The sequence below is a fragment of the Mesorhizobium sp. W067 genome (assembly GCF_054719525.1).
Genome location: NZ_JBTTII010000001.1, coordinates 5,727,310 through 5,740,925 on the forward strand (window position 1 = coordinate 5,727,310; position 13,616 = coordinate 5,740,925).

Annotated in this window: 11 protein-coding genes; 7 read left to right on the forward strand and 4 right to left on the reverse strand. The window is 64.2% G+C overall.

Annotation, left to right across the window (positions count from 1 at the left end):
• Positions 1–42 precede the first annotated feature (42 nt).
• Positions 43–1,380, forward strand: a complete 1,338-nt coding sequence (locus ACYG97_RS27860; protein WP_023732405.1) for an MATE family efflux transporter — start codon at positions 43–45, stop codon at positions 1,378–1,380.
• Here ACYG97_RS27860 and ACYG97_RS27865 read toward each other — a convergent pair.
• Together ACYG97_RS27865 and ACYG97_RS27870 are read right to left on the reverse strand one after the other, a co-directional pair.
• Positions 1,377–2,447, reverse strand: a complete 1,071-nt coding sequence (locus tag ACYG97_RS27865) for a quinone-dependent dihydroorotate dehydrogenase (protein WP_023732404.1) — start codon at positions 2,445–2,447, stop codon at positions 1,377–1,379. The two genes, ACYG97_RS27860 and ACYG97_RS27865, sit on opposite strands and share 4 nt — an antisense overlap.
• Complete coding sequence (locus tag ACYG97_RS27870; protein WP_023732403.1) at positions 2,444–2,794, reverse strand: DUF952 domain-containing protein; 351 nt, start codon at positions 2,792–2,794, stop codon at positions 2,444–2,446. The genes ACYG97_RS27865 and ACYG97_RS27870 overlap by 4 nt, the downstream gene beginning before the upstream one ends.
• Before the next feature lie 105 nt (positions 2,795–2,899).
• Here ACYG97_RS27870 and ACYG97_RS27875 point away from each other — a divergent pair, with 105 nt between their 5' ends.
• Both ACYG97_RS27875 and ACYG97_RS27880 read left to right on the forward strand, forming a co-directional pair.
• On the forward strand, positions 2,900–3,334 hold the full coding sequence (locus ACYG97_RS27875) for a hypothetical protein (RefSeq protein WP_023732402.1): 435 nt from the start codon (positions 2,900–2,902) through the stop codon (positions 3,332–3,334).
• A gap of 133 nt (positions 3,335–3,467) precedes the next feature.
• Entirely contained in the window at positions 3,468–4,127 is a 660-nt protein-coding gene (locus ACYG97_RS27880) for a response regulator transcription factor (RefSeq protein ID WP_023688678.1), read from the forward strand.
• Between the two features lie 66 nt (positions 4,128–4,193).
• On the opposite strand, the gene ACYG97_RS27885 is transcribed toward ACYG97_RS27880, so the two are convergent.
• Positions 4,194–7,697, reverse strand: coding sequence for a PAS domain-containing hybrid sensor histidine kinase/response regulator (locus ACYG97_RS27885; protein WP_023730979.1), 3,504 nt, complete (start codon positions 7,695–7,697; stop codon positions 4,194–4,196).
• A 252-nt stretch (positions 7,698–7,949) separates the two neighbouring features.
• Here ACYG97_RS27885 and mscL point away from each other — a divergent pair, with 252 nt between their 5' ends.
• A complete protein-coding gene (gene mscL / locus ACYG97_RS27890; protein ID WP_023681933.1) occupies positions 7,950–8,369 on the forward strand; it encodes a large conductance mechanosensitive channel protein MscL in 420 nt (139 codons plus the stop codon).
• 157 nt (positions 8,370–8,526) lie between these two features.
• Positions 8,527–9,693 (forward strand): pyridoxal phosphate-dependent aminotransferase, encoded by a 1,167-nt coding sequence (locus tag ACYG97_RS27895; RefSeq protein ID WP_023696681.1) that lies wholly within the window; start codon positions 8,527–8,529, stop codon positions 9,691–9,693.
• Positions 9,694–9,711: 18 nt separating this feature from the next.
• Here the strand turns inward: ACYG97_RS27895 and hemA are convergent, their stop codons facing one another.
• On the reverse strand, positions 9,712–10,989 hold the full coding sequence (gene hemA, locus ACYG97_RS27900; protein ID WP_023732401.1) for a 5-aminolevulinate synthase: 1,278 nt from the start codon (positions 10,987–10,989) through the stop codon (positions 9,712–9,714).
• Between the two features lie 279 nt (positions 10,990–11,268).
• Between hemA and galE the strand changes: the two genes are divergently transcribed.
• Positions 11,269–12,264, forward strand: a complete 996-nt coding sequence (gene galE, locus ACYG97_RS27905) for a UDP-glucose 4-epimerase GalE (RefSeq protein ID WP_023688672.1) — start codon at positions 11,269–11,271, stop codon at positions 12,262–12,264.
• A gap of 98 nt (positions 12,265–12,362) precedes the next feature.
• Complete coding sequence (locus ACYG97_RS27910) at positions 12,363–13,613, forward strand: D-amino acid dehydrogenase (protein ID WP_023696678.1); 1,251 nt, start codon at positions 12,363–12,365, stop codon at positions 13,611–13,613.
• Positions 13,614–13,616 lie beyond the last annotated feature (3 nt).

The window sequence follows — 13,616 nt, forward strand, 5'->3', positions numbered from 1 at the left end:
TCGGCTGTTCGATCAAGCCGCAATCAGCAAGGCAGCAATCCCCTGGACACGGGTGCAACCCCAGCCGACGCGAGACCCTTCGCCGTCACCAACCGTTCGGTGCTCGCCATCGCCGTGCCGATGACGCTCGCCTATCTGACGACGCCGCTGCTTGGCATCGTCGACACGGCTGTGGTCGGGCAGTTCGGCGATGCCGCCCTGCTCGGCGGCCTGGCGGCCGGGGCGCTGGTCTTCGACGTCGTCTTCAGCACCTTCAATTTCCTGCGCTCCGGCACCACCGGCCTCGTCGCCCAGGCGTTCGGGCGCGGCGACGAGCTGGAGGAGCAGGCGGTGTTCTGGCGCGCCGTGCTGATCGCGGTCGCCGCCGGCATCGTGCTTGTCGTCCTTGCGCCGCTGATCGCCATCGGCGGCCAGAAATTCATCGGCGGCGAGGCGCGCGTCGGCGAAGCGATGGGCGTCTATATCCACATCAGAATGCTCGCCGCCCCCTTCACGCTGATCAACTACGCCATCCTCGGCTATGTCCTTGGGCGCGGCGAGGGCGGGATTGGGCTGATGCTGCAGGCGGTGCTCAACGGCATCAACATCGTGCTTTGCATCCTGCTCGGCCTGAAGCTTGGCTGGGGCGTCGCCGGCGTGGCCTGGGCGACCGTCACCGGCGAATGTCTGGCCATGCTGTTGGGTCTCGCCATCGTTGTCTGGCGGTTCCGGGCCGCACCCCGCCTGCCGCGGCATCGCCTGCTCGACATGCCCGCTTTCCTGCGCATGCTGTCGCTCAACCGCGATATCATGATCCGCTCGTTCTCGCTGCTCGCCGCCTTCGCGCTGTTCACCCGCCAAGGCGCGCAGTTCGGCACGCTGACGCTGGCCGCCAATGCCGTGCTGATGAACTTCTTTCTCGTCGCCGGCTATTTCCTCGACGGTTTTGCCACAGCCGCCGAGCAGTTGGCGGGACGCGCGATCGGCGCACGCGCCGAGACGGCGTTCCGCCGGGCGGTGCGTCTGACCTTGTTCTGGGGGTTCGGCCTCGCCGGAACCGCCACGCTGATCTTCTGGCTCGGCGGCGCCGGCCTGATTTCGTTGATCACCACGTCGCCGGATGTTCGTGCTGTTGCCGACATCTATCTGCCGTGGGCGGCACTGACACCGCTGAGCGGCGTGCTGGCCTTCCAGATGGACGGCGTCTTCATCGGCGCTACCTGGTCGCGCGAGATGCGCAACATGATGCTGGTGTCGTTCCTGGCCTTCAGCGCCGCATTGTTCAGCTTGGCGCCGTCTCTCGGCAATCACGGCCTGTGGGCGGCGCTGCACGTTTTCCTGCTGGTGCGCGGCTTCAGCCTGCTGGCCGTCCTGCGGCTCCGGTTGCGCACGGCGTTTTAGAGCGGCCTGGCAGCCCACTCATCGAGCCGGCTGTCGCGCAGTTCGCGCAATGATTTCAGCCGCTCCTTGTCGGCAAATCGCACCATCCCGGCAAGGATGCGCCCCGGCAGCGCCGGCCCGGCATAGATCATGCCGGTGTAGAGCTGGACGAGATCGGCGCCGGCGCGGATTTTTTCCAGCGCGGTCTCGGCCGAATCGACGCCGCCGACGCCGATAATGGCGCGCTCCGGCCCGAGCAATTTGCGCATCTTGGCCAGCACGATGGTCGAGCGTTCGAACAGCGGCTTGCCGGAGAGCCCTCCGGTCTCGCTGGTGGTGCTACGCAATCCGGTCCGCGCCAGCGTCGTGTTGGAGACGATGACCCCGTCGATCTGCTTTTCGCTGACCTCGGCGGCGATGTCCTCCAGCTCGGCCTCGACCAGATCAGGTGCGATCTTGAGGAAGATTGGTGGCTGGGCCGATGCCGAGGCACGCGCCGATACGACGCGAGCCAGAAGTTCGCCGAGCTGTTCGCGTGCCTGCATGGTGCGCAGGCCGGGCGTGTTGGGCGACGAGATGTTGACGGTGAGATAGCTGGCGTATTTCGCAAAACGGGAAACGCCCAACTCATAGTCACGGACACGATCGGCGCTGTCCTTGTTGGCGCCGATGTTGACGCCGACAATGCCGACGCGTCCTTTGCGGGCGGCAAGGCGCATCTCGGCCGCTTCGTGGCCCCCATTGTTAAAACCCAGCCGGTTGATCACCGCGTCATCCTCCGTCAGCCGGAAAATGCGCGGCTTCGGATTGCCGGCCTGCGGCAGCGGCGTCACGGTGCCGACTTCGGCAAAGCCGAAGCCGAGGCCAAGCAGCGCGTCAGGCACCTCGGCATTCTTGTCATAGCCTGCGGCCATGCCGAGCGGATTGGGGAAGGCGATGCCACAGAGGCTGAGCTTCAACCTGTCGTCGCGCACCGTCCGCGCGCCGACCGGCAGACCGCATCGCAGCGCCGCGATCGACATGCCATGCGCCGTTTCCGGATCGAAGGTGAACAGCAGTTTCTGGCCGATGCGATCGAACACGCTCATTCGGCCTCCAGCGCCGGAAACTGGTGCGGGCCGTCGGCGCCGAGCGGCAATGGCCGCACCCACAGCACGACGGTCATATCGAGCACGCCATAGAGATGCGGAAACAGCGCGCCGCCGCGCGAGACCTCGTATTTCAGCGCGTCACCGAGCAGCGCCCCGTCGATGGCGATCAGCAGCAAATCCGTCTGGCCGGCGAAATGCTTCGCCGCCGTCTCCCTGGCCTGATCAGCAGTGGAGAAATGGATGAAGCCGTCGGCGACGTCGATCGGAGCGCCGGTGAAACGGCCGTTTTTCTCGGCCTCGCGCCAAAGCGCTTCGGGCGCGATCTTGTAGATAATCTGAGACATGGTTGCGCTATAATCCGAACCGATCATGCGGGGAAGGGCAACTCGTCCGCATTTACGGCGCAAAGCTGTGATAGGTTGCGCACACTGGCTCGTGGAGGATGGAACATGCGTCTGCAGCACATACTGATCCCCGCCGCACTGGTCTCGCTGGTCGCGGCATCGGCCTGGTCGGAGGAGGCCGACCACTACCGGCTGGAAAAATCGGCCAACGGCTATGTCCGCATGGACACCCGGACCGGCGCCATGTCGATCTGCGAGGAGCGCTCCGGCCAGCTCGTCTGCAAGATGGCGGCCGACGAACGCGCCGCCTTCCAGGACGAGGTCGAGCGTTTGCAGGCCTCGATGAAGGCCATGGACGAACGCGTCGCCAGGTTGGAGAATTCGCTGTCGGCCCGTCTCGAGTCGAAATTGCCGAGCGAAGAGGATTTCGACAAGACGATGAGCTATATGGAGCGCATGCTGCGTGGCTTCATGGGCATCGTCAAGGAGATGGACAAGGACAATGGCGACGGCGCCAAGCTCAACTCGCAAAAGACCTGAGCTGCCCGGCGCAAAGTGCCGTCCGGCCATTGCCGCTTGAAAACAAAGCGCTTCGCCGCATAATCGTCCGATCCCGTAAAAGCCGTCAATCGATAACGAAGTTTGGGCAACAACGGGATTTGGGGAGGAACATTTGCCGTCGGGCTACACCTTCGTCATTGCCGACGACCATCCGCTGTTCCGCGGCGCCTTGAAAGAGGCGCTTGCCGGCGTCGGCGATGTCGCCGCCATTCACGAGGCCGGCGATTTCGAAAGCGCCAAGGCGCTGGTCGTGGCCCATGAGGATGTCGACCTCGTGCTGCTCGATCTGTCGATGCCGGGCGCCAGCGGCCTGTCCGGTCTGATCGCGTTGCGCGGCATCCACCCGGCGGTGCCGCTGGTGGTGGTGTCGGCCCACGACGACCCGGTGACCATCCGGCGCGCGCTCGATCTCGGCGCATCCGGCTTCATCTCCAAATCGGCCAGCATGGAGGAAATCCGCAGCGCTGTGCAATCGGTGCTGGCAGGCGATATCGCAGCCCCCGTCGGCATCGACCTCGGCGTCGAGCGCGACCCGGAAATATCCGACCTGATCAAGCGGCTGCAGGCGCTGACACCGCAGCAGACGCGTGTCCTCGGCATGCTTGCCGAAGGCCTGCTCAACAAGCAGATCGCCTACGAGCTCAGCGTATCCGAAGCGACGGTCAAGGCGCATGTTTCGGCCATCCTGCAGAAACTCGGCGTCGACAGCCGCACCCAGGCGGTGATCCAGCTGTCCAAGATCGGCAGCGATCCGCTGCAGCCGGCGGGCTAAAGCTATTCCAGGAAAAGTGCGTAGCGCTTTCCCTTGGGAATTGCGTAAAACAAAAAGATAGAAACTCTACTCGGCCGCCGACGCCAGCGGCCTGACCCTTGCCATCATCGAACGCAGCACCGCCGGCTTCAGCGGCTTGTTGATCACCGGCACGTCGAGCGCGGCGGCAGCGGCACGGACCTCGGTGGAGCGGTCGGCGGTGACCAGCACGGCCGGCAGGTCGGAACCATGGATGTCACGCAGGCGGGCGATGATGTCGAGGCCGCTTCTGCCATCGAGATGATAGTCGGCAAGCACGATGTCGGGACGATCGGCCCTGCCAATATCCTCCGAACCCGAAAACGTGCCGATGCTGCAGCCCCAGCCCTCGAGCAGAAGCCGCATGCCGTCGAGGATGCGGGCGTCGTTGTCGATGCACATGACGCGCAGGCCGGCCAGCGAATTCGCGGTGCGGGCAGGCGCCTTCGGCTCGACCTCGCGCCGCGGCGCCTCAACCGCCGCAACCGGCAGGATAACGGAAAAGCGCGTACCCTTGCCCGGGTTGGAAAAGATCTGGATCTCGAGCCGCAGCACCCGCGCGATGCGGTCGACGATGGACAGGCCAAGGCCGAGACCTTCGGCCTCGCGCACGCCTTCGTCCAGCCGGGTGAACTCGTTGAAGACCGTGTTCAGCTTGTCGCCGGCAATGCCGATGCCAGTGTCGATCACCTGGATTTCGGCGAGTTCGCCGCGCCGTCGCACGCCGACCAGGATGCGGCCATGGGGGGTGTATTTGATGGCGTTGGAGACCAGATTCTGGATCAGCCGGCGCAGCAGGTTGCGGTCCGTCAACACGCTGAGCGACGAGGCTATGATCGTCAGATCGAGTTTCTTTTCGGCGGCGAGCGGCTGAAAATCATTGCCGATCTGGCGCAGCAGCCCGTCCAGGCGGAAGGCGCTGTCGTCCGGCTTCATCGCGCCGGCGTCGAGGCGGGAAATGTCGAGCACGGCGCCCAGGATCGTCTCGACCGATTCGAGCGAGGATTCGATGTTGATAGCAGCCTCCCCGGCCGGGCCCTTGCCGGCCTTTTCGATCAGCGACGAGCAGTAGAGACGGGCGGCGTTCAGCGGCTGCAGGATGTCGTGGCCGGCGGCGGCGAGGAAGCGCGTCTTGCCCAGATTGGCCTCCTCGGCCAGCATCTGCGCCTGCGCCAACTCCTCATTGACCCGGGTCAACTCCTCGTTGACCCTAGTCAGTTCGATGGTACGCGTCTTGACCCGCTGCTCCAGCGATTCATTGGCCCGCTTCAGCGCCAAATCCTGTTCGACGCGTCCTGATATGTCGGCATAGGTGGCAACGATGCCACCGTCCGGCATCGGGTTGGAACGCAGTTCGAGGATTCGGCCACTGGTCGTCAACTCCATCTGCCATGGGCTGACGAAGCTGGTCAGCCGGTTGAGCATCGCCACGCGCTGGTCGGCCGGGATATCGCCGCGCTCGGCGAGGTGGCGCAGGATGCGGTCGAGCGAGACGCCGACCTGGCCCATCTCGTCGGGCAGGTCGAACAGCGCGCGATATTGTCTGTTCCAGCAGATCAGACGAAAATCGCGGTCGAATACGGTGATGCCCTGCTCCATCTGGTCGAGCGCGATCTGCAGCAGGTCGCGATTGTGCTGCAGCGCTTCGGTGGCGTCGTCGAGCAGGCGAAAGGCGTCCTTGGACTCGCGGTCGTTGCGGCGAAACAGCAGCGACAGGATCAGCCGCGCCGAAGACGAGCCGACCGCGCTCGCCAGCAGCTGCTCGGAAAAGCGGATGACATCCATGCTGGCCTGCTCATTGCCGTGCAGCGAGACGCCATTGCTTTTCTCGAAGGATTGGAAGGAGCGCTCGGTGCGCTCGACGCCGAGGTAGCGCGAGATGGTGTCCTTCAGCACGTTGACGGTGATGGCGGTGCGGAAGCGGCGCAGGCTGGGCATCGGGCCGGATTCGCGCGGCACGAAGATCGACGCCTGGATCCGCTCCAGCGGCACTGACGCACGCGACAGCGAGCCGAGCACGAAGAACAGCGTGTTGACCGACAGGCTCCAGAGCACGCCGTGGTTCAACGGTTCGGCGACGGTGCCGAACAGAGCCTGCGGCCGCAGCGCCTCGAAACCGAACAACCCCTGCACGACGATGTCCGCGTCGGCTGCCGAGAGCGACGGCAAAAGCAGCGTATAGCCCCAGACGAGGATGCCGGCGACCATGCCAAGGGCCGCGCCGCGGCCATTGGCGCCGCGCCAGATCAGCCCGCCGATCAGCGCCGGCGCGAATTGGGCGATTGCCGCGAACGACATCAGGCCGATCGACGACAGCCGCGCCGAGTTGGTGCTTTCGCGGTAGTAGAGGAAGGCGATGAACAACAGGATGAAGATGGCGCCGCGCCGCACGTTGAGGATCAGCGTCGACCAATCCTCATTCTCAGAGGTCGTGGTCTTGAGCAGGCGGCGCACGAACAGCGGGATGACGAGGTCGTTGGAGATCATGATCGACAGCGCCACGCTTTCGACGATCACCATGGCGGTCGCCGCCGACAGCCCACCGATGAAGGCGGCCATGGCGAGGAAGTCATGGCCGCCGAACAAGGGCAGCGCCAGCACATAGAGGTCACTGGTGGTTTTGGCGCCGACCAGCGCCAGGCCGGCGAAGGCGATCGGCAGCACGAACAGGTTTATCGCCACGAGATAGAGCGGAAACACCCAGGTCGCGGTGCGCAGTTCGGCCTCGCCGCGGTTCTCGACGATGGTGACGTAGAACTGGCGCGGCAGCATGATGATGGCAAAGCCGCTCAGGCAAGTCAGCACCAGCCAGGTGGCGAGCGAGGTGTTGTAGCCCATGGCTTGCCGCACCTGGCTGTTTTCGGCCAGCTTGTCGATCATGTCGCCCGGGCCACCGAAGATCAGGAAGGTGACCATCAGGCCGATCGCCAGGAAGGCGGCGAGCTTGACCACGGTTTCGACCGCCACCGCCAGCACCAGCCCGTCCTGGTGCTCGGTGGCGTCGGCATGGCGGGTGCCGAACAGCACCGCAAACAGCGCCAAGAGCATGGCCACCACCAGCGAGATGTCGCTGACGAAGGGATCGAAGGAGGGCGGCGATCCCGTATAATGCTCGACCATCAGGCCGACCGAACCGGAGATCGCCTTCAATTGCAGTGCGATATAGGGCACCGCGCCGATGGTGGCGATCAGCGTGGCGATCGCCGAGACGGCAAAGCTCTTGCCGTAGCGCGCGCCGAGGAAGTCGGCGATCGAGGTGATCTTCTCGCTCTTGGCCAGCCGCACGATGCGATTGAGCAGCGGAAAGCCGAACACGAACACCAGCACCGGCCCGGTGTAGATGCCCAAAAATTCGAGGCCGCGCTCGGACGACAGGCCGACCGAGCCGAAGAAGGTCCAGGAGGTGCAGTAGATGGCGAGGCTGAGCGCATAGATGAAGGGCCGGGCGCGGCCGGGTCCCAGCGCCGTTGAACGCCGGTCGCCGAGGCTGGCGATGACGAACAGCAGCGTTACATAGGCGACCGCAATGATGACGATGAACCAGCCCTGCACGGCCCGAAAATCCTCCTCGGCCAGCTTTCACCCCGGCCTGCCCAGAGGCAATCACAGCTCTAAGGTCAAGTCCATCGCGGCTTTCCGGCGCATGGCCGCGACGCGGCCCTGTCGAACCGTGACCCAAGGTAAGGAGAAAGCGGTGTTTTCCAGCTTTTGCTTCTGTTGCAACCGCAGGTTTTTGTTATGGTGCGCACGGGCCGACGCCGGAGGGACGGCGGCAGCGCGGTCCGTCATGACAAGGAGGGTCGAATGCTGAAAGAATTCCAGGAATTCATTTCCAAAGGAAATGTGATGGACCTTGCGGTCGGCGTCATCATCGGCGCGGCCTTCAGCAAGATCGTCGATTCTCTTGTCAATGACATCATCATGCCTTTCATCGGCGCACTTGGTGGCGTCGACTTTTCCAACTACTTCATAGGCCTCTCATCAACAGTGCATTCGACCAATCTTGCCGACGCGCGTAAGGAAGGCGCGGTGTTCGCCTACGGCAATTTTATCACCGTGGCGCTGAATTTCGTCATCCTGGCTTTCATCATCTTCCTTATGGTCAAGGCCGTGAACAACATGCGCAAGCGGCTCGAGCGCGAGAAGCCGGCCGCACCTGCGGCTCCGCCGCCGGCTGACGTCGCACTGCTCACCGAAATTCGCGATCTCCTCGCCAGGAAATAGACAAGGCCAGATTTCTGGACCAAAACCCCGGTCGTTCGCGGCCGGGGTTTTCTGTTGCCGCATCTGCTAAGAGCATCCGACAATGCATGTCGCCCATAAGTGCGCAGCGGTTCTGGATAATGACATGCATCAAAGCGGACATCAAAACGGACCTGTCATGACCCTGATCGATAGCTTGCGCGCCGAAGCGGTGGCCGCCCCCGAAAGCGGCATTGTCGCCGTCGTCAATTACGGCCGTACGCGCGAGGGCATGATCCCGCTCTGGGCCGGTGAAGGCGATTTGCCGACGCCTGCCTTCATTTCGGAAGCCGCCGCCAAGGGGCTCGCCAATGGCGAGACCTTCTATACCTGGCAGAAAGGCATTCCGGAGCTGAGGCAAGCGCTTTCTCGCTACTATGCCAGGCATTTCGGCAAGAGCTTCGCCGAAGAGGAATTCATCGCCACCGGTTCCGGCATGCATGCCATTCAGTTGGCATTAGCCGCGGTCGCCGGCAGCGGCGACGAGGTGGTCTATCTCTCCCCGGCGTGGCCGAATTTCGCCGCCGCCGCCGGTATTTCCGGCGCTACCCCGGTTGCGGTCACGCTCGACCAGTCGGGCAATGGCTGGTCCTGCGATGTCGACAAAATTGCGGCTGCGGTGACGCCGCGCACCAAGGCGCTGTTCGTCAACACGCCATCGAACCCCACCGGCTGGACGGCCGATAAGGAAACGCTGCAGGCGATCCTGAATCTCGCCCGCCAAAATGGCCTGTGGATCATCGCCGACGAGATCTATTCGCTGTTCCACTACGGCCACGGCCGTGCGCCGTCCTTCCTCGACATTTCGACCGCGGAAGACCGCATCCTGTTCGTCAACTCCTTTTCCAAGAACTGGGCGATGACCGGCTGGCGCGTCGGCTGGATCAAGACCCATCCCGAGCTGCAGCAGGTGTTCGAGAACCTGATCCAGTATTCGACCTCAGGCGTCGCCCAGTTCATGCAGCGCGGCGCCGTCGCGGCGCTGGACCACGGTGATGCCTTCATCGTCGAGCAGGTGGAGCGCGCCAGGAAAGCGCGCGACCTGGTCTGCGATATTCTCGGCGCAACCGGCAAAGCGCGCTTCACCGTGCCGCAAGGCGCGTTCTATTTGTTTTTCACGGTCGACGGCATCACCGATCCGCGCCGGGCTGCTTTCGACATCGTCGACAAGGCCAATGTCGGCCTGGCGCCGGGCACCGCCTTCGGCCCTGGCGGAGAGGCGTTTTTGCGCCTGTGCTTCCACCGCCGCCTCGACCAACTCGAGGAAGCGGCACACCGGCTGGCGGGATGGATGAGGACGGTTTGAGGTGAATGGGCGGCGGCTTCAGCCGCCCGACTTCGGCACAAGCAGCGGCACAATCCGGTCGCTCTTGGCGACAGTGGGCCGTCCGGCGGAGCCGTAGGGAATGCCCAGCGCATCCCATGTCTCGACCAGCGCGTCCTGCAGTCCCGCAATCAGGGTATCGGTATGGAACGGCGTCGGCGTGATGCGCAGCCGCTCGGTGCCGCGCGGCACGGTCGGATAGTTGATCGGCTGGATGTAGATGCCGTGCACGCCGAGCAGACGGTCGCTGGCCATCTTGCAGAGTTCGGGGTCACCGACCAGCACCGGCACGATGTGTGTCGGCGATTCCATCACCGGCAGGCCGGCTGCAGACAGAACCTCCTTGGTCCGCGACGCTTGGCGCTGTTGCGCATCGCGCTCGGCTTGCGACCGCTTGAGGTGGCGGATGGACGTGGTGGCGGCGGCGGCGATCGCCGGCGGCAGCGCCGTGGTGAAGATGAAGCCCGGCGCATAGGAGCGCACCGCGTCGATGACGGCGCTGTTGCCGGCGATATAGCCGCCCAGCGTGCCGAACGCCTTGGCCAGCGTGCCTTCGATGATGTCGATGCGGTCGGCCAGCCCCTCGCGCTCGGTGATGCCGCCGCCGCGCGGTCCGTACATGCCGACGGCATGGACCTCGTCAATATAGGTCATGGCGTTGTAGCGTTCGGCCAGTTCGACGATCTGCTTGATCGGCGCGATGTCGCCATCCATCGAATAGACGCTCTCGAACACGATCAGCTTGGCGCGTTCGCGGCCCGCCACCTGCAGCAGGCTTTCGAGATGCGCGACGTCGTTGTGGCGGAAAATCTTCTTTTCGGCGCCCGAGCGCCGTACGCCTTCGATCATCGAGGCATGGTTGAGCTCGTCCGAAATGATCAGGCAATTGGGCAAAAGCCGCGCAATGGTCGAGATCGAGGCCTCGTTGGAGACGAAGCCGGAGGTGAAGACGAGCGCGGCTTCCTTGTCGTGCAGGTCGGCCAGTTCCAGCTCGAGTTCGACCAACGGGTTCGAGGTGCCGGAAATGTTGCGGGTGCCGCCGGCGCCCGAACCCATCTTGCCGGCCGCGTTCTGGAAAGCGGCAATGACATCGGGGTTCTGGCCCATGCCGAGATAGTCGTTGGAGCACCAGACGGTGATTTCCTCGGCGCGGCCGTTGGAACGCCAAATGGCGCGCGGAAACTTGCCGACAATGCGCTCGAGATCGGCGAAAACCCGGTAGCGCCGCTCGGCGTGGAGCTGGTCGATCGCTTCCTCGAAGAACCGCTGATAGTTCATGTCGCCTTCCCAGTTTTGCGCGGGATCATAATCGTTGGCCCATTCGTCGTCCACCGGGCCGTTTTGGTCAAAATGCCACGCCCCAAGCCTGTTCCTAACGACCCCGGATCGTGGCCTATTCCCTTGATGTGGATCAATTTTGTTTCCGTACGATGCCGCAGGCCGGTGAGACTGTTACGGATTTAACATTCAGGCGTTTCTAATGGCCTTGCCGCAGGCTTTCCAGTAAGGCGGTGATTGAGACAGTTTCCGATAAATCATGAGTAAAAGAGGACACGGATGACGGTTTTGGTAACGGGCGGCGCCGGTTATATCGGCAGCCACATGGTCTGGGAACTGCTGGATGCCGGCGAGAGCGTCGTCGTTCTCGACCGCCTTTCCACCGGCTTCGAATGGGCGGTAGCGCCGGAAGCCAAGCTTGTCGTCGGCGATGTCGCCGATAGGGAATTGGTCGGCCAGATCATCCGGGATAACGAGGTCGACGCGATCATCCACTTCGCCGGTTCCATCGTGGTGCCGGAGTCGGTTGCCGACCCGCTCGCCTATTACGAGAACAACACCTCCAAGACCCGCACGCTGATCGAAACCGCGGTGCGCGAGGGCGTGCCGCATTTCATCTTTTCCTCGACCGCCGCCGTCTATGGCGGCGCCGGCCTGGAGCCGGTGCGCGAGGATGCCCGCCTGGCGCCGGAATCGCCCTACGGCCTGTCCAAGCTGATGAGCGAATGGATGCTGCGCGATGCAGCGCTTGCGCATCCCTTGCGCTACACGGCCCTGCGCTACTTCAACGTCGCCGGCGCCGACCCCAGGGGCCGGACGGGTCAGTCGACGCCTGGCGCCACGCATCTGATCAAGGTCGCCTGCGAGACCGCGCTCGGCAAACGCCCCTTCATGCAGGTGTTCGGCACCGATTATCCGACGCCGGACGGCACCTGCATGCGCGATTATATCCATGTCAGCGACCTGGCCGCGGCCCACCGGCTGGCGCTGCAGCGCCTGCGCGCCGGCGGCGGCAGCCTCGTCGCCAATTGCGGCTACAGCCACGGCTATTCGGTGCTCGAGGTCATCGACAGCGTGCGGCGCGCCTTCGGCCGGGATTTCGAGGTCAAGACGGGCGACCGGCGCCCCGGCGACGCCGCCGCCGTGGTTGCCAATTCGGACCTTGCACGCGCCGAACTCGGCTGGACCCCGCAACGCGACGACCTTGACCAGATCGTCGCCGATGCGCTCGCCTGGGAGCGCATCCTCACCGGCAAGAACTCCGCGCGAGGCTGAGCCGGGCACTTCCGAGGGCTCGCAAGGCGCGCGGCGAAGCGCTATTGAAGGCATTGGCGATGCGGCGTGGAGGCGCTGCGCCGCGAAGAGGGGGTGGCATGAAGATAACGGTGCTTGGAGCCGGTGTTGTCGGTACCGCGGCCGCGTATTATCTGGCCGCCGACGGCCATGAGGTCACCGTGATCGAGCGCCATCCGGCGCCGGCGCGCGGCACCAGCCAGTCCAATGCCGGTCTGGTGTCGCCGGGCGACGCCACCGCCTGGGCCTCGCCGGCGGCGCTGAAGACCTTCCTGCGCGCTCTCTGGAACCATGATCTCGGCATCAAGGTCAGGCTGCGCTTCGATCCTTATTTCCTCGCCTGGAGCCTGCGTTTCCTGCGCCAGTGCACCGTGGCCCGGCTGCGCGCCAACAGCCAGGTCAAACTGCGCCTGGCGCTCTATTCGCGCGACTGCATCAACGCGCTCTCCGACGCCACCGGCATCCACTATGACGAGCGCAAGAAGGGCATTCTTTATTTCTTCCGCTCGCAGCACAGCCTCGACACCGGCACCGACAACTACCAGTTTCTGGCGAAGCATGGCCTGCCGATCGAGATAGTGGGCCGCGACCGGCTGGTCGAACTTGAGCCCGGGCTCGCGGGCGTGAAGGAAAAGATCGCCGGCGGCGTTTATTCGCCGATCGACCAGACCGGGGATTCCAGGATATTCGTCGATGGGCTGGCCGCCTATGCGGCCGAAAAGCTTGGCGTCAGATTCCTGTTCGACACCACGATCGAGGGGCTCGACATAGAGGGCGACTGGGTGCGTGCGGTCATGACATCGGCCGGCCCGGTGACGGGCGACGCCGTCGTCATCGCCATGGGCCCCGAGAGCGGCCTGATCGGTCGCCGCTACGGTATCGACCTGCCCGTCTATCCAGTTAAAGGCTATAGCGCGACCATCCCGCTGGAGGACGAGAGCAAGGGACCGACCATGGGCGGCGCCGACGAGGACCGGCTGGTTGGCTACTCCAGGCTCGGAAACCGCCTGCGCATGTCCTCGACAGCCGAGTTCACCGGCTTCGACCGCAGCTTCAAGCCCAGCGACTTCAAGTCCATGCTGAGCACCGGCAAAGACCTTTTCCCCGGCGCTTTCGACGAGAAGAAGGCGCTGTTGTGGGCAGGTCTGCGGCCGATGATGCCCAACTCGGTGCCGGTCATCGGCAAGGCGAAATACAAGAACCTTTACCTCGACACCGGCCACGGCCATGTCGGCTGGACCATGGCCTGCGGCTCGGGCAAGTTCCTGGCCGACCTCGTCGCCGGCCGCAAGCCGGAGATCGACCCCCAAGGGCTGGTCTACGGGAGCTGAGCG